The organism is Sphingopyxis sp. LK2115 (assembly GCF_014595975.1).
Classification (GTDB): Bacteria; Pseudomonadota; Alphaproteobacteria; order Sphingomonadales; family Sphingomonadaceae; genus Sphingopyxis.
Genome location: NZ_JABWGQ010000003.1, coordinates 44472 through 66499, shown reverse-complemented (window position 1 = coordinate 66499; position 22028 = coordinate 44472). Strand labels below are relative to the sequence as shown.

The following is a 22028-nucleotide window of genomic DNA, read 5'->3' as shown; positions in this document are numbered from 1 at the left end:
GGGCCGCGTTTCCGAAATGGAAACGCGGCCCTTTCAAAAGGCTTTTCAGGAAGCTCAGCCTTCCTTGGCGTCGTCCGCGACTTCGTCGCTGGCCTCGGCGGCCAGGTCCGATGGCGGGGTCGCCGCTTCAAACTCGTCTTCGCTGTCGGGTTCAAGCGCGGCTGCGGCGGCTTCGGCCTGTTCTTCCTCGAACATGGCGGCGATGACGTCGATACCCTGGCTCTGCATTTCGGCTTCGTCGGGCGAACGCGCGACGTTGACACCGACGGTCACGACGACTTCGGGGTGCAGCTTGACCTTGACGTCGACCAGGCCGAGCGACTTGATCGGGCGTTCAAGCTCGATCATCGCCTTGGTGACCCCATCGACGCCGTCCTCGGCCAGCGCATCGACGATGTCGCGGACCGAAACCGATCCATAAAGCTGGCCGGTGTTCGACGCCTGGCGGATCAGGACGATCTGCTTGCCTTCGATGTCCTTGGCGCGGGCTTCGGCATCGGCGCGGCGCTCGGCGTTGTCGGCCTCGATCTTTGCGCGGTTGGCTTCGAACAGCTTGCGGTTCGCCTCGTTCGCGCGCAGCGCCTTGTTGTTCGGCAGCAGATAGTTGCGGGCAAAGCCGTTCTTGACGGTGACGACGTCGCCGATACCGCCCAGTTTCTCGATGCGTTCGAGCAGGATGATTTCCATGACGCTGCCCTCCTTACTTCACAATATAGGGGAGCAGGCCGATGTGGCGGGCGCGCTTGATCGCCTTGGCCAGCTCGCGCTGCTTCTTGGTGGACACCGCGGTGATCCGCGACGGGACGATCTTGCCGCGTTCCGACAGGTAACCCTGGAGCAGGCGGACGTCCTTGTAATCGATGACGGGTGCGTCCTTCGCGCTGAAGGGGCAGGTCTTGCGGCGGCGGAAAAAGGGTCGTGCCATTTTGCTGTTCCTTATTCTTCGCCGTCGCGGTCACGGCCACGGCCGCCGCGGCGTTCCTGCTTGCGCATCATCACCGACGGGCCCTTTTCGAGTTCGTCGACCTTGATCGTCATCCAGCGGATGATGTCTTCGTTGATCGCCGCCTGACGCTCGATCTCGGCAATTGCTTCGCCCGACACTTCGGCCGACAGCATCACATAATGACCCTTGCGGTTCTTCTGGATCTTGTAGGCGAGCTGCTTGAGGCCCCAGGTCTCGGTCTTGTGGACCGTGCCCTTATATTCGCCGATGACATTGGTGACGGTTTCCGCCAGCGCATCGACCTGAGCCTGGCTCAGGTCCTGACGCGCGATAAAGACATGCTCGTAAAACGGCATGATGCGCTTCCTTCGATTTGGCCGATCGCTGGTCCTGCGCCAATCGCAAGACCCCTCCGGCTGTCGTCCTGCCCTGCGAAACTGGTGCAAAGCAAATGGGGCGATGGCCGCGAGCCTCGCCCCAATGGGGCGCGCCTATACAGATTTCGGTGAAAGAAGCAAGAGCCGGGAATTATCGGGCCGCGAGGCCGCTTTCATTCCATGCCGCCGATTTGCAGAGCGAGGTTGAAGCGAAAGGCCGCTGCGCGAAATATTCTCAGCCAAGCTGGGCCAGCAACTCCCTGCCGAATTCGGTGAGCGTGTCGTCGCGCGCGCCGAGGATCAGGATGCGGTCGCCGCCCCGCGCTTCGTCGAGGATCGCGGCGCCGCAACTGGCGCGCGTCGTCATGTGGACGGCATCGGCTCCGCCCCTGACGATGTCGGCGACCAGCGCTTCGCTGCCGATGCTGCGGTCGACGGTGCCGCCAAAATAGACGGGGTCGCAGACGTAGAGCCGGTCGCCGTCGCGCATCCCGGCGGCAAAGCTGGCCGCCAGTTCCTTGCCCATCTGGCGCAAGGGGCCATAGCCGTGCGGTTGGAAAAACAGCAGCGCGCGACCCGGCAGTTCGGCGACGGCCGCCAGCGTCGCGGCGACCTTGTCGGGATTATGCGCGAAATCGTCGATTATCGTGACGCCGCCCGCTTGCCCCAGAACTTCGTAACGCCGCGCCAGCCCGGCAAAATCGGCAAGCGCCGCAACCGAGGCCGCAAGGGGGATGTTGAGCGCGCGCGCCGCGGCGATGGCGGCGAGGGCGTTTGCGGCATTGTGGCGGCCGGGCATCTTCAACCGCACAACATGGCTGTCGGCGGCGAAATGGACGGTGAAGCGGCAACCGTCCGCCAGCGGCTCGAAATCGCTGCCGCGGATCGCCGCATCGTTGCTGAAGCCGAAGCGCAGGACATTCGCGCCCGCCAGCAGCGGTGCCGATTCGGGATCGTCGGCGTTGACGACCGCGATTCGCGCCTTGGCTGCGAAATCGCCGAACAGGCGATGCAGTTCGTCAAGACTCTTGTGGTCGAGACTGATGTTGGTGACCACCGCGACGTCGGGCCGATACAGCGCGATCGACCCGTCGCTTTCATCGACCTCGCTGACATAAATGGCGTCCTCGCCGACCAGCGCGCTGGCAAAAGGCGTGTCAGGCGAAACGAAATTGCGCATCACCGCGCCGTTCATCACCGTCGGCTGGCGACCCGCGCGGTGGAGGATCCAGCCGATCATGCCGGTGACGGTCGACTTGCCGCTCGTCCCGCCGACGCCGATGCCCTTGTCCGCGGCGTTGAACAGCGCGGCGTTCAGGTCCGCGCGCGTCATGCGGGCAAGGCCGAGCGCATTGGCGGCGGCGACGTCGGGCACGCTGTCCTCGACCGCCGCCGACGCGACGAGAATCTGGCCGTCCGCAACGCCGCTGCCGTCCTGCGGAAAAAGGGCGATGCCGCGGCTTTCGATCCAGTCGAACTTGTCCGCCGACCGGCCCTGATCGCGGCTGCGATCCGACCCGGAGACACTGGCGCCGCGCGCCGCGACGATCATCGCCAGCGGCGACATGCCCGACCCGCCGATGCCGCAGAAGAAATAGGATTTGTTTTCGGCCATCGCGGCGCGATATGGGCTTGGCAAAGGGTTTGCAACCATGGGCGACGCACCCTTTCCCCGTTCGCATCGAGCAAAGTCGAGATGTCCGTCGGCTTGGCGCTTGCCTTCGGGGTGTCTCGATCCTTCGCCGGGCTCAGGACGGGTTTCGCTCGACACGAACGGAAAGCAATGGCCGCTTCATGCGCATAGGAATTGTCGCCCCCTCGACCCCGATCCTGCCCGACGACGCCGAGGCCGTGCGCGCGATCGCGGCGCTCGGCTACCCCGATGTCGAACTCGTCTTCGATCCGCAATGCTTTGCCATCCACGGCCATTTCGCGGGCGAGGACGGGCATCGCTTTGCGGCGCTCGTCGAGATGGCGAACCGCCCGGACATCGACGCGCTCTGGTTCGCGCGCGGCGGTTATGGCGCGTGCCGTATCGCCGGAGAGGCGGTGGCGGCGATGACCGATGCCGCGCGGGGCAAGGCGTTTCTTGGCTATTCGGACCAGGGCAATCTGCTTGCCTGCCTCTATCGCGATGGCTTTGATCACGTCGCGCACGGGCCGATGGTCGCCGACATCCGGCGCGAGGGCGGCGAGGCGGCGGTGACGCGCGCGCTCGACTGGCTGGTGGCGCGCGATCCCGCGGCGTGCGAGCCGGGGCTGGAGCATGGCGCGCGCCATGCGGCGTTCAATCTGATGACGCTGTCGATGCTGCTCGGCACCCCGCTCGAGCCCGATCTGACGGGGCATGTCCTGCTGGTCGAGGAGGTCAGCGAATATCTCTATGCCTTTGACCGTGCGCTGTTTCATGTGACAAGCTATCTGGCGCGGCGCGGACTTGCCGGGCTGCGGCTGGGGCGAGTCAGCGACATTCCCGAAAATGACCGTCCTTTCGGTATGGAGGTCGAGGAGATAGCGCAGGGCTGGTGCGCGCGCGCGGGCATTCCGTGGCTCGGCCGCGCCGACATCGGGCATGATGCGGCGAACAAGGTCGTGCCCTTCGGCTTGCATCGTGCGGGGTGAGCGAATAGGCGGCCAGCCGGTCGCCCCCGCGAAGGCGGAGGCCGTTGTCGGTGACAAGCCGACAGCCAGATGTAAAACGACAGCGGCCTCTGCCTTCGCGGGGGCGACGATAAGGAACAGGGTCATGCGCGCATTCATCTTTCCGGGTCAGGGCAGCCAGTCGGTCGGCATGGGCAAGGCGCTCGCCGACGCATCGAGCCACGCGCGCGAGGTGTTTCAGGAGGTCGACGACGCACTTGGTCAGAAGCTGTTCCAGCTGATGAGCGAAGGCCCCGAAGACCAGCTTACCCTTACCGAAAACGCCCAGCCCGCGATCATGGCGAATGCGATCGCGACGCTGCGCGTGCTCGAAAAGGAGGGCGGCGTGACGCTCGCCGCCAAGGCCGATTATGTGGCCGGGCACAGCCTGGGCGAATATAGCGCGCTCTGCGCTGCGGGGGCGTTCGATCTTGCGACCACCGCGCGCCTGCTCAAGACGCGCGGGCAGGCGATGCAGGCGGCGGTGCCCGTCGGCGTGGGCGCGATGGCCGCGCTGCTCGGCGCTGACGTAGACACAGCGCAGAAACTTGCCGATGCCGCCGCCGAGGGCGAAGTCTGTACCGTCGCGAATGACAATGATCCGTCGCAGGTGGTGATTTCGGGGCACAGGGGCGCGGTCGAGCGTGCGGTCGCGATGGTCAAGGATTATGGGATCAAGCGCGGCGTGCTGCTCCCCGTTTCGGCGCCCTTCCACTGTCCGCTGATGCAACCCGCCGCCGATGCGATGGCCGAAGCGCTCGGCGCGAACCCGCCCGCCGCGCCGCTGGTGCCTGTCGTCGCCAACGTCACCGCCGGCCCGGCGAGCGACGCCGATACGATCCGCGACCTGCTCGTCGGCCAGGTCACCGGCCGCGTCCGCTGGCGCGAGAGCGTCGCGGCGATGGAGGATATCGGCGTCGGCCAGTTCGTCGAGTTCGGGGGCAAGGTGCTGTCGCCGATGGTCAAACGCAGCGCGTCGGGCGAGGTCGAGACGGTGAGCGTCATGTCGATGGACGACATCGAGGCTTTGCTGAAGGCGCTTTGAAATATGCGCGCAGAGGAGCAGGAAAACGGTTTACGCGGAGATGCGGAAGCGGGGCGTGCGAGATATCGATGGCCTGAGCGACGATGTGTTGAACTTGTCGCTTCGCCGACACCGGACCTTAGGGCCGGACTGCTTGAAATGGCTTAACCCTGCCCATGCCAAACAGTTATGGACCTGATAGCTTCACACCGATCAATTGTTCGGATTGCTCATCAACTTCGGCGGCGCGATGCTCAAATAAGGCGTTCGCTGCATCGTCAATGATCATTAACCCTCCGCGTCTTCGCGTCTCCGCGTGAACCGGATTTAACAGGAGACACAGATGTTCGATCTTACCGGTATGACCGCCCTTGTCACAGGTGCCAGCGGTGGCATCGGTTCCGCCATCGCGCAGGCGCTCAGCGCGCAGGGGGCGCGGTTGGCGGTTTCGGGCTCCAATGTCGACAAGCTCAATGCCTTTCGCGCCACGCTGAGCGGCGATCATGTCGCATTGCCATGCAACCTCGGCGACGCCGAAGCGGTCGATGCGCTGGTGCCGGCGGCGGTCGATGCGCTGGGCGGCAAGCTTGATATCCTTGTCAACAATGCGGGGGTGACGCGCGACAATCTGATCATGCGGATGAAAGACGAAGAGTGGATGGACGTCATCCGCATCAACCTGGAAGCCAATTTCCGGCTGTGCCGCGCCGCGGCCAAGCCGATGATGAAGGCGCGCTTTGGCCGCATCATCTCGATCACCAGCGTCGTCGGCGCGACGGGCAATCCGGGGCAGGCCAATTATGCCGCGTCGAAGGCGGGCGTCACCGGCATGACCAGGGCGCTGGCGCAGGAATTGGCGAGCCGCGGCGTGACCGCCAACTGTGTCGCGCCGGGGTTTATCGCCACGGCAATGACCGACGACCTGCCCGACGCGCAGAAGGAAGCGCTCAACCAGCGCATCCCTGCGGGTCGGATGGGCGAGGGCAGCGACATCGCCGCTGCGGTCGTCTATCTCGCGTCGAAGGAAGCTGCCTATGTCACCGGACAGACTTTGCATGTAAACGGCGGCATGGCGATGCTGTCCTGACGGCAGCGGCCGATCGCGAAGGGAACTGCCGATGACGAAATATGGGATCGCGGCCGCCGCGCTTGTGTGGGCGGCGCTGCCAAATGCCGTATCGGCGCAGGAAGGCGAAAAGTTCGACTGTGTCGTCGCATCGTTGCCCGCGGGAACAAAGGAGAAGCTGGGCGCGGCAATGGCGGGCGCCGGCGACGAGGCTTCGCGCGACGCGATGTTCAAGGAACTGGCGACGATCACCGACGGCTGTGTTGCGCGCCACGGCATCACCGACGAACAGAGGAGGCATTATTTCGACTACAGCCTCGCGCGTATTGCGCGCGAATGGCTGGCGGTCGACATTGCGAGACTCGACCTTGCCCCTGGCGTCGTCGACCGCGCGCTGGATTTCGGGCCCGAAGGAACGAATCCCGACCTGTCGTCGGAGATGAGCGAAGAGCAGATCATGAAGATCGTCCAGGGCTATATCGACGCCGGCGTCGACATCGACAAGGTCGACGGCGCGGTCTGGGAAAAGGTTGGCGCCTATGCGGCGGCGACGTCGATTTACTGGAACAAGCGCAGACTGTTGCCGTTCTGAACGGGCAAACAGCCTGAGGCAAATATGATCGTCACCCGGCGAAGGCCGGGATGACGATTCAAGCAGGGTCGTTCAGACGCTAGAAGCTCGCCCGTGCGGTAATGCGGATGTCGCGACCGGCCAGCGGGACAAAATCCTTGGTGAAGCTGGCGTGGCGCCGCGCCTCGACGTCGAAGATATTGTTCGCGGCGAGGCTGAGCGTGAGGTTGCGGCTGTCGGGCAGCGGGCGCCAGCTGATCGACGCATTGACCAGCGTAAAGCCCTTGGTCGGCGTCTCGAACGGCGCGATCCGCGTCTGGTCGTCGGTCCATTCGACCTCGGCACGCGCGTCGATCCGCTCGCCCTGCGCCTCCAGCCCGCCGAGCAGGCGCAGCGGCGGAATGCGCGGGGCGTGCTGGTCGAGCCCACCCTTGATCTTTGCGCGCGTCATGTCGGCGGTCGCATCGGCGACGATGTTGAAGCCGCCGACTTGCGCGAGTCGCGCGCTTGCCTCGGCCTCGAAACCCCAGACGCGCGCATCGCGCTGGAAATACTGAAAGACGGGAAGTTCATCCTCTTCCTCGCCCGTCGCATTGGCATAGATGAAATCGTCGAACCAGTTGGAATAGGCGGCAAGGCTGAGGGCGAAGCCGTCGGTGCGCAGCTTGAACGACGCCTCGGCCCCCCAGCTCGCCTCGCGCTTCAGATCCGGGTCGCCGACCTCGAAGGATTGGGTTGCGATATGCGGGCCGTTCGAAAAAAGTTCCTCGGCCGACGGTGCGCGCACTGCGCGCGCAACCGAGACGCCGAACTTCACACCTTCGGCCAGCTCGTAATTGGCGCCGATCGCGCCCGAAAAGGTGTCGAAATCGCGTTCGATGCCCAGCGTCGGTGCACGCACGCTGGTGCTTTCAAAGCGCGCTGCGGCCTCGATTCCCAGTGGACCCGTCTGCCATTCCTGCAAGGTGAACAGCGCGAACTGGTCGGTCAGGTTGCGCGGAACAAAGGCTTCGGCGCCGATCGCGTTGAAGTCGCGGTGGCTATATTGCACGCCGCTCGCCCCGCGCCAGCCGCCGTGGTCGTTCTGCGCCAGTTCCAGCCGACCCTCGACTCCCCGGTTGGTGAAGACGGTGCCGACCTCGTCGCCCTCGAACTCGGTATGTTCATAATCGGCGTAGCCCGCGCGGATGCGCAGCTTGTCGAAAAAGCCGTCGCCCATTTCGACCTCGCCGCGCAGGTCGGCGCGCCATTGTTTCAGGCCGATCGTCACCGGTCCTTCGCCATGTTCGTGACCGCCCTCTTCTTCACCCTCTTCGTGGTGGTGCTCGGTTCCGGGGCGCGACGGGACGCCATAATTGCTATCAAAATAGCTGACCGAAATGCCGAGCTGTCCGCCCTCGTTGATGAGCGACAGCCCGCCGGCGGCGGTCCAGGTCTCGCTGCCGGTGTTGGCGACCTTGCCGCGCGAGCGCGCCTGTTCGGTGAGTTCGGCGGCTTCCTCGGCATGACCTTCTTCGGCTTCATGTTCGGCAAGGTGGAGCAGTTCGTCGCGCAATGCGGGGGCATAGACAAAGCCGCCGCTCCGCACATCGCCGGTCTTGCGCCAACTGCCGTCGAAATGCGCGACGAGCTGTGGCGACAGCGCGACGTCGATCGATGCCCCGGCATTGCGGTCGTCGGCGGCGGTGGCATAGCCGCCGATCGCGTCGATATGGACATGATCTTCGGGCACCTTGCGCGGGATCCGGCGGTCGAAAAGGTTGACCGCGCCGCCGATCGCCTGGCTGCCGAACAGCAGCACCGCGGGACCGCGCAAAATCTCGATGCGCTCGACGGTCAGCGGGTCGATCGTCACCGCATGGTCGGCCGAGGTGTTCGACACGTCGATCGAACCGATGCCATCGGTCAGCACGCGCACGCGCTCGCCCGAAAAGCCGCGCAGCACGGGGCGCGAGGCGCCGGGGGTGAAACTGGTCGCCGACACACCCGCTTGCCGTGTCAGGCTGTCGCCGATCTGCCCGCGGATGTCGCGTGCCAGCTCGTCGCCTTCGAGCACCGAGACATTGCCGAGAATGTCGAGGCTGCGGACATAGGGGGCGGTGACGATGATCGGTTCGCCCGTATGCACGTCGTCGTTGTCCGCGGGGCGATCCTGCGCAAAGGCGGGGGCGGAAAGGATGAGGGCGAAAGTGAAACCGGCGGAAGAGAGCAAGCGCATGGGACGGCGATAATCCTGACTGAATGTGGGTATGCCGTGCCAGTAATGATATACTGTTACAATGGCAAGCCCGTTCCGCCTTCCGGTCTGCGGTTGGTCGGCGCCGAACGGCGATTGGTCGACAAAGGCCGATCATCGGCGAGAAAAGCGAAGCTGTCTTGCGGCGTCCCGAACGCGGTCCTAGATCAAGGCGCATGACGATTGCCAAAACCAGCCTGGACCTGATCGGCAACACGCCGCTCGTCCTGCTCAAGGGCCCCAGCGAAGCGACCGGCTGCGAAATCTGGGGCAAGTGCGAATATGCCAACCCCGGCGGATCGGTGAAGGACCGCGCCGCGCTGTATATTGTTCGCGATGCCGAAGCGAACGGCAGCCTGGCGCCCGGCGGAACGATCGTCGAGGGGACCGCGGGCAACACCGGCATCGGGCTTGCGCTCGTCGCCAACGCGCTGGGTTACAAGACGATCATCGTCATGCCCGACAATCAAAGCGCCGAAAAAATGGCGACGATCCGCGCATTGGGCGCCGAGCTGGTGCTCGTGCCGCCCGCGCCTTTCGCCAACCCCGGCCATTTCGTCCACACCTCGCGCCGAATTGCTGAGGAAACCGACAATGCGATCTGGGCGAACCAGTTCGACAATATCGCCAACCGCAAGGCACATGTGTGCGGCACGGCAGAGGAAATATGGGCGCAGATGGAGGGGCGGATCGACGGCTTTACCTGCGCCGCGGGGACCGGCGGGACGATTGCCGGGACCGGGCTGGGGCTGAAAGCCAGGGATCCCGACATCACCATTGCGCTGACCGACCCGCATGGCGCGGGCCTTTACAATTATTACCAGTGCGGTGAGCTGAAGGCCGAAGGGTCGAGCGTCGCCGAAGGCATCGGGCAGAACCGCATCACGGCGAACCTCGAGGGCGCGCCGATCGACACGCAATTCCGCATCTCCGATGCCGAGGGGCTCGCCGTCGTGCGCCGCCTGCTCGACGAGGAGGGGCTGTGCCTCGGCCTTTCGTCGGGCATCAATGTTGCGGGCGCGATGGCGCTGGCGCGGCGCCTGGGGCCGGGCAAGCGCATTGCAACCATCCTGTGCGACAGCGGGTTTCGCTATCTTTCGACGCTCTACAACCCTGAATGGCTGGCCAGCAAGGGACTGGCATAGGTGAAAGGATGAGTGTGCGTATCGACAGCGGTTCGACCACGCCGGCAGGACAGAAAGCCGCGCCGCCGCCCCCGCAGGCGCACGATGCCATGCGCCGACTGCAGATCGGCATCGCCGGGGTGTTGACGGTGCTGCTGCTCGTCGGCATGGCCGGGCTGATCGGCGACCGCGCGCGCGAACAGGTGGCGGCCGAAGAGGCATCGAGCGCGGAGGTCAAGCTGCCCGGCGACAATCAGGCGGGCGGCGCGCCGCTCGAAGAATTGGGGGTTCAGCCGGTGTCGCCCTCGTCGAAGGATGAAAATGTCGACCCGTCGATAAAGGTGCCACAGGCGGTGGCGCCGACGGCCACCGTCCCTGACCTTGAACCCGATCCCGAACTTCAGCGCGCGCGCCAGTCGGCGCCGTGACCGCGGGGTTACGCGGGTCTGTTCTGCGCGCGGGTTCGATTGCGATCCTGACTGTCGCGTTCACCTGGTGGGTCGGCGGGCAGGCGCTGCTCGGCCGGATCGACCCCGCGCTCACGGTTCCGCTGCTCGCGCCGCCGATGCTGTTGCTTGCCTGGTGGCAGCGGCGCGATCCCGCCATCATTCGGCGGTGCACCGTCCTGCTGGCACTGGGGCTGACCGCAGCGGCGCAGGCGGCGCTCGCTTTCGCGCTGGCCGGATTTGTGGCGACGCTCCAATTGCTGCTGGTCGCGCTGGCGGGCGGGGCTGCGGCGCTCGCCGCCGATGCACTGGTCCGGTGGCGCCCGTCGCTTCGCGCGCTGCCCTGGCTTGCGGCGCTGCTGTTCGTTTCCGTCTGGTGGAGCGCCGGTCATGCGCTGCTCGCAGCGCTTTATCGGCCCGCGACCGCGTCCGCCGATGCGCCCGCGGCGACGATGCTGACCGGCCTGCCGCTGCGTTGGCCGGGCGGCGAAAGTCTGGCGTCGATGATTGCCGCGGGCGCGAACGACGATCCCGCGCTGGTGCGGATCGAGCGGCTGGGACCGACGCTGCTTGTCGACAGTCTGGCTGACCATGTGCCGCCGCCGGGCGGGGCGCTGCTGATCGCGCACCCGCGCGCGCTGGCGCCGCAGGAACTGGTTGCAATCGACGCCGTTGTGCGCGGCGGCGCGCGCGCGGTCATCCTCGCCGATGCGCTGTCGAGCTGGCCGCCACGCCATCCGCTCGGCGATCCGCGCAACCCGCCGGTGACGAGCCTGCTCACGCCGCTGTTCGATCATTGGGGAGTCGCGCTGGGCGGCGCACCGGTCGGGGAAGGCGCGGCAGTTGCGGTCGACGTCGAACATGGGCGGCTCCGCCTGTCGAGCGCCGGGCGCTTTGACCGGCTTCCTTCGGCATGTCGGCGCCTTGCGGACGGTCATGTCGCTCATTGCCGGATCGGCAAGGGCGAGGTCTGGCTCGTCGGCGACGCCGATCTCTTTCATGCGTCGCTGTGGCGGCCGATTGTCCCCGGCGCCGATCATCTGCGGCAAGCCGATACGATGGAATGGATTGCGGCGCGACTGTGGCCCGGCGCTGGGCGGGCGACGCTGAACCCGATCTGGATTCATTCGCGCGCCGACTGAGTCGCGCCTTTCCGTCTCAAATCCCCCCGATAGCACCCGGTTCGGTTCCGCGACTTTGCGTCGTGGGACCGATATTTGCCCGGTTCGAGGGATGTTTTGCGGCAAATAGGGGCTAGAATCCCTATTCTGCCCTAAAATACCCCTTTTCACCCCGATCTATAGTTGATACTCAGATTGTCGGAGAGGGGCATTCTCCACTCGTGCCGACTCAGCCGGAATCCTGCGATTCCGGGGACGGGAAAGTTATGCCCGGTGACGCGAGGCAGGGGGCAGAGCGATGGCGATTGTGACGCCCGGCCAATATGCGGGCACCAGTTTCGCCGCGATCGATGGCAAGGGGCGCATCGCCGTGCCCTCGCAGTTCCGCAACAATGTGCCCCTCACTGCGGACGGTCAGCGCGTGCTATGGGTTGGCTTCCATGAAAAGCTGCCGTGCCTCGTTGCCTATGGCCAGGATCAATATGACCGGCTGAACGGCGAGATCGAACGCGACCGCGAAACCGCGCGGCTGCGCAACCTCGATTTTGACGAGGACAGCGAGTTCAAGAAGCGTTTCAGCTATACCGAGCCATATACGCTCGACGACAGCGGTCGTTTTCTGCCCAGCTTCATCCACCGCGACCGCGTCGGCGATGCCGGCGCGACGGCTTTTGTGGGGTCGGGCCGCCGCCTCGAAATCTGGTGGTTGCCGACGCTCGCCGAATGTGCCGAGGCCGATCCGGTGCTTCAGCGGCTTGCCGCCTCATGGGAGCAGACGAAAGGGAAGGCGCGCAAGTGACCGACCTTCCCGCCGAACTCCCCCGCGATCCCCGCCACGATCCTGTCCTGCTTGAAGAAGTCATTGCCGCGCTCGCCATTGCCCCTGGCGAGCGCCATGTCGATGCGACCTTCGGTGCGGGCGGCTATACACGCGCGATGCTCGCTGCGGGCGCCGAGGTTGTCGCCTGCGACCGCGATCCCGACGCGATCGCGGGCGGGCAGGCGCTGGTCGAAAAAGCGGGCGGCAGGCTGACGCTGATCCACGGCCGGTTCGGCGAAATCGACCGGCTGCTCGCCGAACGCGGGATCGACGCGGTCGACGGCATCACCTTCGACATCGGCGTGTCGTCGATGCAGCTCGATCAGGGCGAGCGCGGCTTTTCCTTCCAGAAGGACGGCCCGCTCGACATGCGCATGGCGCAAGAGGGGGAAAGCGCCGCCGACTGGCTCAACCGCGCCGACGAAGAGGAGATTGCCGATGTCCTCTATCATTATGGCGACGAGCGCCAGTCGCGCCGCGTCGCGCGCGCGATCGTCGCGGCGCGCCCGCTGACGCGCACCGCCGAGCTTGCGAGCGTGATCCGCAAGGCGCTGCGTCATCCGCCCGGTGCGCCGAAAGACCCGGCGACGAAAAGCTTTCAGGCGATCCGTATCCACATCAACCGCGAACTCGACGAGTTGGTCGCGGGTTTGGCCGCCGCGGAGCGTGTGCTGCGCCCCGGCGGCCGGCTCGCGGTGGTCAGCTTTCACAGCACCGAGGACCGGATCGTCAAGAATTTCCTGCGCGAGCGCAGCGGCGGCGACGCCGCGGGATCGCGCCACAGGCCCGCGCCGACCGTGCCTGCGCGCGCCGCAACCTTTGAACCCCCGGCGCGCAAGGTGCGGCCGGGCAAGGCCGAAGAGGCGCGTAACCCGCGCGCGCGTTCGGCCACGCTGCGCAGCGCCGTGCGGACCGCGGCGCCTGCCTGGCCCGCAACGTCGATAAAGGAGGCAATGTCATGCTGATGGCGGCCCGCAAGCTTCAGGGGATCGGGCTGGTCCTGCTCGTGCTCATCTTTGCGATGATGCTCTATCCGGTGTCGCTGAAGGTCGCGGCGACGCGAAGCGAACTTACTCGCGTCGAGCGCGAGATCGACCGGGCGCGCGCCAATATCCGCTATCTCGAATCCGAACTGGCGGTGCGCGCGTCGATGCGCCAGCTCGAACAATGGAATGCCGAGGCCTTCGGCTATTCGGCCCCCGATGCCAGTCAATATCTGTCGAGCGAACGCCAGCTCGCCTCGCTCGATCGCCTGCCGCGTGCGCGCGGCGCCAATGAGGTTGCGCCGGTGCTGATGGCGATGGTCTCGCCCGTCGCGGTGCCCGCCGCGCCCAAGGTCAGTCCGGCGGCCAGCTCCGGCGTGGCGGCGGCCAGACCCGTCGTGCTGGCGCAGGCCGACAGCGCGGTGCGCAGCGATACGCCGCCACGCATGGCGCCAACGCGCCGCCGCGAGCAATTGAAGATGATCGAGGATCAGTTGCTCGCCGAATCGACGCTCGCCGACCTGAAGCGTCAAGCGGCGATTGAAGCGGCGGGAGGCAAGCCCGCCCGATGAACACGCTGGTCGTCCGTCCGACCCGGGTGCGTACCGCTGGTGTGCGGCAGCAGATATTGCTGACCGCACAGCAGCGTTTGATGATCCTGATGCTGCTGTTCGCGGCGGCCTTTCTGCTTGTGTCGATGCGGCTTCTTTATTTCGCGCTCTTCGACACCTCGTCGGGTCAGCGCGTGTCGGGCGCCTTCATTCCCGCTCGCGCCGACATCGTCGACCGCAACGGCGTGCCGCTGGCGCGCACGATCGACGCCTATTCGATCCGCGTCGTGCCGTCGAAATTGCTCAACGACCGCAATTATCTGGCGGGCGAGCTGCACCGGATTTTCCCCGACATGTCGCGCGCCGAACTGCTCGCCAAGCTCACGGGGCCGCGCCCGACCTATATCCGCCGCCGCGCGCTGCCCGACCAGGTGGCGGCAGTCAATGCGATCGGTGACGTCGGGTTCGATTTCCCGCGCGAGAAGGAACGGCTTTACCCGCAGCTCACCCTTGCCGCGCATGTGCTTGGCTTTACCAATGCCGAGGGGCATGGCGTCACCGGCGTCGAGGGGGCGTTCGACGCGCGGCTGATCGACAAGGCGACGCGCGGCGAGCCGCTGGCGCTGTCGATCGACGCGCGTGTGCAGGGCGTGCTCGAAAGCGAACTCGGCGCGGCGGTCGCCAATCTGGAAGCGATCGGCGGTGCGGGCGTGATCCTCGACGTCCACACGGGCGAAGTTGCCGCGATGACGTCGCTGCCGACCTATAACCCCAACAAGCTGACCGGCAGCGACCCGACGACGCGGCGCAATGCCGTCACCTATAATCTTTACGAGCTGGGTTCGACCTTCAAGCCGCTCTCCATCGGCGCTGCGATCGACAATGGGACAGTGACCAGCATGGCGCGCCGTTATGATGCGTCGGCGCCGCTCCCGATCGCGGGGTTCCGCATTCGCGACAGCCATCCGGGGCGCTGGTACAACGTGCCCGAAACGCTCATCGAAAGTTCGAACATCGCGACCGCGCGCATCGCCGACGATCTCGGCCGCGAGCCGCTCGAAAAACTGTTCCGCGACCTTCATTTCGACCAGCGTCCGGGCATCGAGCTGAAAGAGCGCGCTTTCCCGCTGTGGCCAAAAAACTGGGGCCGGGTGACGACGATGACGACCAGCTATGGCCATGGGATCGCGGTGACGCCACTGCACCTCGCGAGCGCCTATGCCGCGCTCGTCAACGGCGGCCTTTATCGCCCGGCGACCCTGCTCAAGCTCGGCGACAAGGCGCCGCCGCAGGGGCGCCGCGTGTTCAAGGCCGCGACCAGCGCACGGATGCGCCAGCTTCTTCGCCTGATCGTCTCCGACGGCACGGGCAAACAGGCCGACGCGCCGGGCTTTCGCGTCGGCGGCAAGACCGGATCGGCCGAAAAGCCGGGCGCCGGGGGTTATCGCCGCCACTCGCTCGTCTCGACCTTCGCGGCCGCCTTCCCGATGGACAATCCGCGCTACGTCGTGATCGTGATGATCGACGAGCCGAAGGGCAACGCTTATAGTTCGGGACAACGCACCGCAGGCTGGACCGCAGCGCCGGTGGTGCGCAGGGTCGTGACGCGCGCGGGACCGATGCTCGGCGTCTTCCCCGACCAGAGCCGCGACGTCGACGTGTCCGAACTCACCCCCTTGCTGCGGAGAAACGAGGAGGCGCTCTGATGCGTCTCGCTGCGCTGCTGGACGATGCCGACCGGACGGGGACCGATCCCGTCGTGACCGGCGTGGCCATCGATCATCGCAAGGTGGCGCCGGGAACAATCTTCGGCGCCTTTGTCGGTGAAAGGTTCAACGGCGAGGATTTCATTCCCGACGCGGTGGCGGCGGGCGCCGTTGCCGTGGTTGCGCGGCCCGAAGCGGCAGTCGAAGGCGCGGTCCATGTCGCCGACGCCAACCCGCGCCGTGCCTTTGCGCATATCGCCGCGCGCTTCTTTCACCGTTTTCCCGCAACCTGCGTTGCGGTGACGGGCACCAACGGCAAGACCTCGACAGTCGAAATGACGCGCCAACTGTGGCGCATGGCGGGTTTCAACGCCGCGTCGATCGGCACGCTCGGCATCACCACGTCGATCGACAGCGCATCGACGGGGCTGACGACGCCCGACATCGTGACCTTCCTCAGCAATATGTCGGGGCTCGCGGCCGAAGGGGTGACGCACGCCGCTTTCGAGGCGTCGAGCCACGGGCTGGATCAGTATCGCACCGAAGGACTGCCGGTGAAGGCCGCCGCCTTCACCAACCTCAGCCACGATCATCTCGACTATCACGGGACGATGGAGGCCTATTTCGCCGCCAAGATGCGGCTGTTCCGCGAAATTGTCCAACCCGGCGGCGCGGCGGTCGTCTGGGCCGACGATGCCCATTCAGCGGCGGTTGCCGATGCGGCGCGCGCGCGCAATGTCCGTGTGCTCACGGTGGGGCAGGCGGGTGAGACGCTGCGTCTCGTGTCGCGCACGCCGACGCAGCTTGGCCAGATACTCGTCATGGCGGCAGGTGACGACACGCATAAGGTTACGCTGCCGCTGATCGGCGCCTATCAGACGGCGAACGCATTGGTGGCTGCGGGGCTCGTCATTGCGACCGGCGGCGATGTCGCACTGACGCTCGCCAATCTCGCGCGGCTTCAGCCGGTGCGCGGGCGGCTCGAACGGGCGGCGATCGCGCGCAGCGGCGCCCCCATCTATGTCGATTATGCGCATACCCCCGATGCCATCGAGGCGGCGCTCGACGCGCTGCGCCCGCACGCGACCGGGCGGCTGATCCTCGTCTTTGGCGCCGGCGGCGACCGCGATCAGGCAAAGCGGCCGGAAATGGGACGGATTGCCGCCGCCAAGGCCGACGTGGTCATCATCACCGACGACAATCCGCGCGGCGAAGACCCCGCCGCCATTCGCGACGCGATTGCCGCAGCGGCACCCGGCGCGCGGGTGATCGGCGACCGCCGCGCGGCGATCGCCGCGGCGATCGCCGGAGCGCACGCCGACGACATCATCTGCATTGCGGGCAAGGGGCATGAGCAGGGGCAGATCGTCGGGCGCGGCGACGATATGCGCGTCATTCCATTCGACGATGTGGCGGTCGCGCGCGAGGAGGCGGCATGAACCCGCTCTGGACCGCGCGCGCCATCGCCCAGGCCACGGGCGGCACCGCCAGCGCCGACTTCACGGTAAGCGGTGTTGCCTTCGACTCGCGCGAAGTCACCAAGGGCGATCTCTTTATCGCGATGAAGGGCGAAACGGCCGACGGGCACAGTTTCATCGACAAGGCGATCGCCGCGGGCGCCGCCGGCATATTGTGCGAAACCGCGGTCAGCCATCCGCATGTCCGCGTCTGTGACAGCGGTGCCGCGCTGAACGCGCTCGGCGCCGCGTCGCGCGCGCGCAGTCACGGCCGCATCATCGGCGTTACCGGATCGGCGGGCAAGACCGGGACGAAGGAGGCGCTGTTCGCCGCGCTCGACCGCTTCCGGCCCGGCAAGGCGCATCGCTCGGTCAAAAGCTATAATAATCATGTCGGTGTGCCCTTGAGCCTCGCGCGGATGCCGTCGACCGCCGATTTCGGCGTTTTTGAAATGGGCATGAACCATGCGGGCGAACTCGCCGCGCTGACGCGCATGGTGCGCCCGCACGTCGCCATCGTGACCACCATCGCCCCCGCGCACCTGGAGTTTTTCGGCAGCGAGGAAGCGATCGCCGACGCGAAGGGCGAGATTTTCGAGGGGCTGGAGCCGGGCGGCACCGCGATCGTTCCGTTCGACAGCCCGCATCATGAACGCCTTCGCGCCAAGGCCGGGCAGCACGCCGCAAATATCGTCAGCTTCGGCCTGAACGAGGGCGCCGATGTGCGCGCGGTCGACTGGCTCCCCGACGGACGGGGCGGCTCGCTGGTCACCGCGCAGGTGCAGGACGCGCTTCTTTGTTTTTCCATTGCGCAGGCCGGCGCGCATTGGGTCGCCAATTCGCTGGCGGTGCTGGCGGCGGTGAAGGCGGTCGGCGGCGACCTGCCCGCGGCGGGCCTTGCCTTTGCCGAGTTGCCGGGCCTTGCCGGGCGCGGCGCACGCCATCGGATCGCGGTGCCCGGTGGCCATATCCTTGTCATTGACGAAAGCTATAACGCCAATCCCGCCTCGATGGCGGCGACGATCGGTCAGCTGGCGAGCGAATCCGGCGACCGCAAGGTGGCGATTCTGGGGGCGATGAAGGAACTGGGCGCGGGCGGCGATACCTATCATGCGGGACTCGCGGCTCCGCTCGTCGCAGCAGGCGTGCAATTCGCCCTGCTTGTCGGCGAAGAGATGGCGCCGCTGGCCAAAGCGCTTGAGGGGCGCGTCGATTTCGCGCATGTGCCCGCGCACTCGGACGCCACGGCGCGGCTGGGCGGTCTCATCCGTCCCGGCGATGTCGTGCTTGTCAAGGGATCGAACAGCGTCGGCCTGTCGCATGTCGTGACCGCGCTGACCAACGGGGATTATTGATGCTGTATTGGCTGGCGGAATGGCTTGGCTTTCCGGGGGTGCTCAACCTCATCCGCTATCTGAGCTTCCGCTCGGGCGCCGCTGTTGCGACTGCGATGATTCTGGGGCTGTGGATCGGGCCGCGCTTCATCCTGATGCTGCGGATGCGGCAGGGGAAGGGGCAGCCGATCCGCGACGACGGGCCGCAAAGCCATCTCGCCAAAAAGGGCACGCCGACGATGGGCGGGCTGATGATCCTCATCTCGCTGATGATCTCGGCGCTGCTGTGGATGGATCTGTCCAACCGTTTCGTCTGGGCGTGCCTGTTCGTGACTGCGGGCTTCGCGATCGTCGGTTTCCTCGACGATTATGACAAGGTGACCAAGTCGAGCCATCGCGGCATTCCCGGACGGGTGCGGTTGCTGATCGAGTTTCTGATCGCCGGCGCCGCCGTGCTGCTGATCGTCTCGCGCACCGGCACGGACCTTTATCTGCCTTTTTTCAACGATATCGTGATTCCAATGGGGCCGCTCTATTATGTTTTTGCGATGGTGCTCATCGTCGGCTTCGGTAATGCGGTGAACCTGACCGACGGGCTCGATGGCCTGGCGACCTTCCCCGTCATCATCGCCAGCCTGACCTTTCTCGTCATCGTCTATCTGTCGGGCAACGCCAAATTTGCGGCCTATCTGGGCATTCCGCATGTCCCCGGCGCGGGCGAGCTGGCGGTATTCGCCGCGGCGATCATCGGCGCCTGCCTGGCATTCCTGTGGTTCAACGCGCCGCCGGCAGCGGTTTTCATGGGCGATACGGGCAGCCTCGCGCTCGGTGGCGCGCTCGCGACGATCGCGGTGACGGCGCAGCACGAACTGGTGCTCGTCCTTGTCGGCGGGCTGTTCGTGGTCGAGGCCTTGTCGGTCATCATCCAGGTTTTCTGGTACAAACGCACGGGCAAGCGCGTATTCCGCATGGCACCGATCCATCATCATTTCGAACAGCTGGGCTGGCCCGAATCCACCGTCGTCATTCGCTTCTGGATCGTCTCGATCGTCCTGGCGCTTGCGGGACTCGCGACCCTGAAGCTGCGGTGATTACCTCGCGCGCCTTTGCCGGTCGCCGCTATGCGGTGCTGGGACTGGCGCGATCGGGTCTCGCGACCGTCGAGGCGCTCGTCGCCAGCGGCGCGGGCGTCACTGCCTGGGACGAGCGCGAAGATGCGCGCGACGCCGCCATGGCGCTGGGCGCCGACATCGGCGACCCGCTCGGAATCGATCTGATCGGCTTTGCCGGCGTCGTCGTCTCGCCCGGCGTGCCGCTCAACCGCCACCCGATTGCCGCGCACGCGCGCGACGCCCATGTCCCCGTCATCGGCGACATCGAACTGTTCGCAGAAGCGCGTGGCGAGCTGCCGCCGCACAAGGTGGTCGGCATCACCGGCACCAATGGAAAGTCGACGGTTACCGCGCTGGTCGCGCATATGCTGGAAAACGCCGGCGTGCCCGCGCTGATGGGCGGCAATATCGGCCTGCCGATCCTGACGCGCCGGCCGCTTGCCGAAGGCGGCGTTTATGTGCTCGAACTGTCGAGTTACCAGATCGACCTGGCGCACAGCCTGGCGTGCGACGTCGCGGTGCTTACCAACATCAGCCCCGATCATCTCGACCGTTACGATGGGTTCGAGGGATATGCGGCGTCGAAAGCGCGGCTGTTCAGCCTTCAGCACCGCGATCAGATCGCGGTCATCGCGACCGACGGCGACCCGTCGAAAATGATCGCGAGCCGGGTGAGCCATCGCCTCCACCGCGTGTCGGCCAAGGACATCGACCCCGCCGATCAGGCGCGCTGGCCCGCGCTGCAAGGTCCGCACAATGCGCAGAACGCCGTCTGCGCGATCGCGGTGTGCCGCGTGCTGGGGCTGGGCGACGAGGCAATCGAACGCGGCCTTGCGACCTTCCGGTCGCTGCCGCACCGCATGGAATTGGTCGGCGAAGCCCGTGGCGCCCGCTGGTATAACGACAGCAAGGCGACCAACGCGGCCTCCGCTGCACCGGCGCTGGCGGCGTTTCCGCCGGCGCCGGACCAGCGTTTGCACTGGATCGCAGGCGGACAGGCGAAGGGCGACGGGCTGGCGGCGTGTCGGCCGTGGTTCGGCCACGTCAAGCGCGCCTATCTGATCGGCGAAGCGATGGAGCCGTTCGCCGCCGAGATTGGCGATGCGATTGCGGTGGAACGATCGGGCGACCTGGCGACGGCGGTTCAGCAGGCGGCGGCGGCGGTGCAGCCCGGCGACGTGGTGCTGCTGTCGCCCGCTTGCGCGTCGTTCGACCAGTTCAGGGATTATGAGGCGCGCGGCGATGCGTTCCGCGCCGCGGTCGAGGCGCTGGGGGCATGAGCGGGGGGGACAATATGGAAACGGCCGAACGCCCGGTGATCGCCGCCACGCGCAGCACGAAACGCCGCGGCCCGCGCTTCAGCCGCGCCGACCGCACCCCGCTCGGCCTGTGGTTCTGGGAAATCGACCGCGTGCTGTTGCTGCTCGTATCGATGCTGATCGCGATCGGGCTGGTCGCGGTTGCGGCGGCGTCGCCGGTGGCGGCGCAAAAGCTGTCGACCAGCAGCGCGTCGCTCGACCCGCTCTATTATTTCTATCGCCAGCTCATGTGGGTAATCGTCGGTGTCCCGGTGATGCTGGCGGTATCGATGCTGCCCAAACCGCAGGCACGGCGGTTCGCGATCTATGGAACAATCTTGTTCATCGTCCTGCTCTTTCTCGTCCCGCTGGCGGGGACATCGGTGAACGGCGCGCAGCGCTGGATCGGCAGCGGCGTTTTCCGGTTGCAGCCGTCGGAGTTTCTGAAACCCTTTTTCGCCGTGACGCTCGCGTGGATATTGTCGCTGCGCCTGCATGACCAGAGCCTGCCCGTCGTCCCGCTTGCCGCGGCGCTCACCGGCGTCATCGCGCTGCTCTTGATGGGGCAGCCCGACCTTGGCCAGACGGTGATCTTTGCCGCGACCTGGTTCGTGCTCGTGCTCGTCGCGGGACTGTCGATGCGGATCATGGGGATGCTCGCCGGCGCGGGGGTCGTAGGGCTGATCCTTGCCTATTTCTTCTATCCGGTGGCGCAGCAGCGCATCAACATCTGGCTGTTCGCCGAAGGCGACAGTTTCCAGGTCGACAAGGCGCACGCGACGCTGACCGCCGGGGGTTTGATCGGCACAGGGCCCGGCGCGGGTCTCGCCAAGTTCCAGCTGCCCGAAGCGCACACCGATTATATCTTTTCGGTGATCGGCGAAGAGTTCGGGATCATCGCGTGCATCGCGATCGCCATCCTTTATCTCGCGATCATCGTCCGTGTGCTCGTCCGCCTGCTCGACGAGGAGGACAGTTTCCTGATCCTCGCCGTCGCGGGGCTGATCGCGCAGTTCGGCGGGCAAGCGGTCATCAACATGGCGGTGAACACGCAGATATTTCCGTCAAAGGGGATGACCTTGCCCTTCATCAGCTATGGCGGCTCGTCCTTCATTGCCTTGTCGATCGGCATGGGTTTGCTCTTGTCGCTGACCCGTCGAAACCCCTATGCGGCGCGCGTGTCGATCACCCGCAACTGGAACAAGAAATGACGGCT

21 protein-coding genes are annotated in these 22028 nt (G+C 66.1%); 16 read left to right on the top strand and 5 right to left on the bottom strand.

Annotated elements, in window-relative coordinates; genetic code table 11:
- Positions 1–54 precede the first annotated feature (54 nt).
- From rplI to HUW43_RS00840, 4 genes are all read right to left on the bottom strand, one after another.
- A complete protein-coding gene (gene rplI / locus HUW43_RS00855) occupies positions 55–687 on the bottom strand; it encodes a 50S ribosomal protein L9 (RefSeq protein ID WP_188235702.1) in 633 nt (210 codons plus the stop codon).
- Between the two features lie 13 nt (positions 688–700).
- Positions 701–925, bottom strand: a complete 225-nt coding sequence (rpsR, locus tag HUW43_RS00850) for a 30S ribosomal protein S18 (protein ID WP_003040094.1) — start codon at positions 923–925, stop codon at positions 701–703.
- A gap of 11 nt (positions 926–936) precedes the next feature.
- A complete protein-coding gene (gene rpsF, locus HUW43_RS00845) occupies positions 937–1302 on the bottom strand; it encodes a 30S ribosomal protein S6 (protein ID WP_120218902.1) in 366 nt (121 codons plus the stop codon).
- A 256-nt stretch (positions 1303–1558) separates the two neighbouring features.
- A complete protein-coding gene (locus tag HUW43_RS00840; protein WP_188235701.1) occupies positions 1559–2938 on the bottom strand; it encodes a Mur ligase family protein in 1380 nt (459 codons plus the stop codon).
- A 179-nt stretch (positions 2939–3117) separates the two neighbouring features.
- Between HUW43_RS00840 and HUW43_RS00835 the strand changes: the two genes are divergently transcribed.
- From HUW43_RS00835 to HUW43_RS00820, 4 genes are all read left to right on the top strand, one after another.
- Entirely contained in the window at positions 3118–3945 is an 828-nt protein-coding gene (locus tag HUW43_RS00835; protein WP_188235700.1) for an LD-carboxypeptidase, read from the top strand.
- A gap of 124 nt (positions 3946–4069) precedes the next feature.
- Positions 4070–5008, top strand: a complete 939-nt coding sequence (gene fabD / locus HUW43_RS00830) for an ACP S-malonyltransferase (RefSeq protein ID WP_188235699.1) — start codon at positions 4070–4072, stop codon at positions 5006–5008.
- Between the two features lie 322 nt (positions 5009–5330).
- Positions 5331–6074, top strand: a complete 744-nt coding sequence (gene fabG, locus HUW43_RS00825) for a 3-oxoacyl-[acyl-carrier-protein] reductase (protein ID WP_188235698.1) — start codon at positions 5331–5333, stop codon at positions 6072–6074.
- A 31-nt stretch (positions 6075–6105) separates the two neighbouring features.
- The gene (locus HUW43_RS00820; protein WP_188235697.1) at positions 6106–6645 is read left to right on the top strand and encodes a hypothetical protein; all 540 of its coding nucleotides are present in this window, start codon (positions 6106–6108) and stop codon (positions 6643–6645) included.
- 79 nt (positions 6646–6724) lie between these two features.
- On the opposite strand, the gene HUW43_RS00815 is transcribed toward HUW43_RS00820, so the two are convergent.
- A complete protein-coding gene (locus HUW43_RS00815; protein WP_188235696.1) occupies positions 6725–8842 on the bottom strand; it encodes a TonB-dependent receptor in 2118 nt (705 codons plus the stop codon).
- A 194-nt stretch (positions 8843–9036) separates the two neighbouring features.
- On the opposite strand from HUW43_RS00815, the gene HUW43_RS00810 reads away from it, so the two are divergent.
- The 12 genes from HUW43_RS00810 (at position 9037) to HUW43_RS00755 (ending at position 22023) form a co-directional block, all read left to right on the top strand.
- The gene (locus HUW43_RS00810) at positions 9037–10005 is read left to right on the top strand and encodes a cysteine synthase A (RefSeq protein WP_188235695.1); all 969 of its coding nucleotides are present in this window, start codon (positions 9037–9039) and stop codon (positions 10003–10005) included.
- 8 nt (positions 10006–10013) lie between these two features.
- Positions 10014–10412 (top strand): hypothetical protein, encoded by a 399-nt coding sequence (locus HUW43_RS00805; RefSeq protein ID WP_188235694.1) that lies wholly within the window; start codon positions 10014–10016, stop codon positions 10410–10412.
- Entirely contained in the window at positions 10409–11572 is a 1164-nt protein-coding gene (locus tag HUW43_RS00800; protein WP_188235693.1) for a hypothetical protein, read from the top strand. The genes HUW43_RS00805 and HUW43_RS00800 overlap by 4 nt, the downstream gene beginning before the upstream one ends.
- 277 nt (positions 11573–11849) lie before the next feature.
- Complete coding sequence (locus HUW43_RS00795) at positions 11850–12350, top strand: division/cell wall cluster transcriptional repressor MraZ (RefSeq protein ID WP_188235692.1); 501 nt, start codon at positions 11850–11852, stop codon at positions 12348–12350.
- Positions 12347–13336, top strand: coding sequence for a 16S rRNA (cytosine(1402)-N(4))-methyltransferase RsmH (gene rsmH / locus HUW43_RS00790; protein ID WP_317450799.1), 990 nt, complete (start codon positions 12347–12349; stop codon positions 13334–13336). Before HUW43_RS00795 ends, rsmH begins: the two co-directional genes overlap by 4 nt.
- Positions 13330–13926 (top strand): hypothetical protein, encoded by a 597-nt coding sequence (locus HUW43_RS00785; RefSeq protein WP_223181161.1) that lies wholly within the window; start codon positions 13330–13332, stop codon positions 13924–13926. Before rsmH ends, HUW43_RS00785 begins: the two co-directional genes overlap by 7 nt.
- Entirely contained in the window at positions 13923–15611 is a 1689-nt protein-coding gene (locus HUW43_RS00780) for a peptidoglycan D,D-transpeptidase FtsI family protein (RefSeq protein ID WP_188235690.1), read from the top strand. The genes HUW43_RS00785 and HUW43_RS00780 overlap by 4 nt, the downstream gene beginning before the upstream one ends.
- Positions 15611–17050 carry a UDP-N-acetylmuramoyl-L-alanyl-D-glutamate--2,6-diaminopimelate ligase gene (locus HUW43_RS00775; protein WP_188235689.1) on the top strand — a complete coding sequence of 480 codons (1440 nt, stop codon included), beginning with the start codon at positions 15611–15613 and terminating at the stop codon, positions 17048–17050. The genes HUW43_RS00780 and HUW43_RS00775 overlap by 1 nt, the downstream gene beginning before the upstream one ends.
- Entirely contained in the window at positions 17047–18423 is a 1377-nt protein-coding gene (locus tag HUW43_RS00770; RefSeq protein WP_188235688.1) for a UDP-N-acetylmuramoyl-tripeptide--D-alanyl-D-alanine ligase, read from the top strand. Before HUW43_RS00775 ends, HUW43_RS00770 begins: the two co-directional genes overlap by 4 nt.
- Entirely contained in the window at positions 18423–19493 is a 1071-nt protein-coding gene (gene mraY, locus HUW43_RS00765; protein WP_188235687.1) for a phospho-N-acetylmuramoyl-pentapeptide-transferase, read from the top strand. The genes HUW43_RS00770 and mraY overlap by 1 nt, the downstream gene beginning before the upstream one ends.
- Complete coding sequence (gene murD, locus HUW43_RS00760; protein ID WP_188235686.1) at positions 19490–20794, top strand: UDP-N-acetylmuramoyl-L-alanine--D-glutamate ligase; 1305 nt, start codon at positions 19490–19492, stop codon at positions 20792–20794. Before mraY ends, murD begins: the two co-directional genes overlap by 4 nt.
- Positions 20791–22023: an FtsW/RodA/SpoVE family cell cycle protein gene (locus tag HUW43_RS00755; RefSeq protein ID WP_188235685.1), complete on the top strand. Its 1233-nt coding sequence runs from the start codon at positions 20791–20793 to the stop codon at positions 22021–22023. Before murD ends, HUW43_RS00755 begins: the two co-directional genes overlap by 4 nt.
- Positions 22024–22028: the final 5 nt, after the last annotated feature.

What these genes read in the sequence shown, in the direction of transcription:
- rpsF (WP_120218902.1), bottom strand. Translation starts at nt 1,302, where the DNA reads ATGCCGTTTTACGAGCATGTCTTTATCGCGCGTCAGGACCTGAGCCAG.
- HUW43_RS00835 (WP_188235700.1), top strand. Translation starts at nt 3,118, where the DNA reads ATGCGCATAGGAATTGTCGCCCCCTCGACCCCGATCCTGCCCGACGAC.
- HUW43_RS00775 (WP_188235689.1), top strand. Translation starts at nt 15,611, where the DNA reads ATGCGTCTCGCTGCGCTGCTGGACGATGCCGACCGGACGGGGACCGAT.
- HUW43_RS00785 (WP_223181161.1), top strand. Translation starts at nt 13,330, where the DNA reads ATGCTGATGGCGGCCCGCAAGCTTCAGGGGATCGGGCTGGTCCTGCTC.
- rplI (WP_188235702.1), bottom strand. Translation starts at nt 687, where the DNA reads ATGGAAATCATCCTGCTCGAACGCATCGAGAAACTGGGCGGTATCGGC.
- rpsR (WP_003040094.1), bottom strand. Translation starts at nt 925, where the DNA reads ATGGCACGACCCTTTTTCCGCCGCCGCAAGACCTGCCCCTTCAGCGCG.
- HUW43_RS00780 (WP_188235690.1), top strand. Translation starts at nt 13,923, where the DNA reads ATGAACACGCTGGTCGTCCGTCCGACCCGGGTGCGTACCGCTGGTGTG.
- fabD (WP_188235699.1), top strand. Translation starts at nt 4,070, where the DNA reads ATGCGCGCATTCATCTTTCCGGGTCAGGGCAGCCAGTCGGTCGGCATG.
- HUW43_RS00805 (WP_188235694.1), top strand. Translation starts at nt 10,014, where the DNA reads ATGAGTGTGCGTATCGACAGCGGTTCGACCACGCCGGCAGGACAGAAA.
- HUW43_RS00820 (WP_188235697.1), top strand. Translation starts at nt 6,106, where the DNA reads ATGACGAAATATGGGATCGCGGCCGCCGCGCTTGTGTGGGCGGCGCTG.
- fabG (WP_188235698.1), top strand. Translation starts at nt 5,331, where the DNA reads ATGTTCGATCTTACCGGTATGACCGCCCTTGTCACAGGTGCCAGCGGT.
- HUW43_RS00840 (WP_188235701.1), bottom strand. Translation starts at nt 2,938, where the DNA reads ATGGCCGAAAACAAATCCTATTTCTTCTGCGGCATCGGCGGGTCGGGC.
- HUW43_RS00755 (WP_188235685.1), top strand. Translation starts at nt 20,791, where the DNA reads ATGAGCGGGGGGGACAATATGGAAACGGCCGAACGCCCGGTGATCGCC.
- HUW43_RS00810 (WP_188235695.1), top strand. Translation starts at nt 9,037, where the DNA reads ATGACGATTGCCAAAACCAGCCTGGACCTGATCGGCAACACGCCGCTC.
- mraY (WP_188235687.1), top strand. Translation starts at nt 18,423, where the DNA reads ATGCTGTATTGGCTGGCGGAATGGCTTGGCTTTCCGGGGGTGCTCAAC.
- HUW43_RS00795 (WP_188235692.1), top strand. Translation starts at nt 11,850, where the DNA reads ATGGCGATTGTGACGCCCGGCCAATATGCGGGCACCAGTTTCGCCGCG.
- HUW43_RS00815 (WP_188235696.1), bottom strand. Translation starts at nt 8,842, where the DNA reads ATGCGCTTGCTCTCTTCCGCCGGTTTCACTTTCGCCCTCATCCTTTCC.
- HUW43_RS00770 (WP_188235688.1), top strand. Translation starts at nt 17,047, where the DNA reads ATGAACCCGCTCTGGACCGCGCGCGCCATCGCCCAGGCCACGGGCGGC.